Source organism: Morganella psychrotolerans (assembly GCF_965118875.1).
GTDB lineage: Bacteria > Pseudomonadota > Gammaproteobacteria > Enterobacterales > Enterobacteriaceae > Morganella > Morganella psychrotolerans_C.
The window spans coordinates 1-728 of sequence record NZ_CBCPJD010000059.1; the positions used below are offsets into that span (position 1 = coordinate 1).

Genomic DNA, 728 nt, shown 5'->3' on the forward strand with positions numbered 1-728 from the left:
GTTCAACACCCTCTTCCATATAACGCCGAATAAACTCCCAGTGAGGAATAAGATCTTCTCTGTATATATCTGATTCAGGTAAACAAAAGGTATCAATAATCATTTTTTTGTCGTCACTGAGAATATGACCACTCAGATAATACCCCTCATTCGGCGCTTTAAACCGACCAAGACCTGAGGTGAAATAAATAGCATCCCAAGGTACCGATATAATCGTACCATCAGTCCGGAAAGCATATACCATCCGTGTTTTCCGGTTAAACCGGATCGGGTAATGTGTTCTCATAAAAAACTCCCTTTTTATATGCAGAAAACAGATATAATATATAGGAAGGAACATAAGTTGAATTAAACAGGCAAATAATATATTAGGTATGCTATTATTTGCTGGTGACATTATCAACCGTGCTGTCATATACATTAAAAGTCCTAATCCAAGAAATGCGAATAAACTCATCCACCCTTTACTGCAATAATACTTATCGATGACCTCCATATAATTTGAGTTTATCTTAATTACATTTAAGCAGGGGCCTAATTTTTCATCCGGTATATCTATACGCTCATGTTGCAACAGCGGGTTTTCCTTCTCCTGCTTATTCAGCTCTCTGTTAACTTTAAATTTTGGTATTAATCCATAGAGATTCATATCAAGCCTCAGTCTTAAGTGCCAGTTTAAATTCGCTCATCGCAATATTGCGGTCTGCCCATATTGATGGATAGTCTTC

At 37.0% G+C, this 728-nt stretch carries 1 protein-coding gene; it reads right to left on the reverse strand.

The window, feature by feature from the left end; translation table 11 throughout:
• On the reverse strand, positions 1–649 hold a 649-nt coding region (locus ACMHKJ_RS19305; protein WP_413496468.1), incomplete at its 3' end, for a DUF6708 domain-containing protein.
• Positions 650–728: the final 79 nt, after the last annotated feature.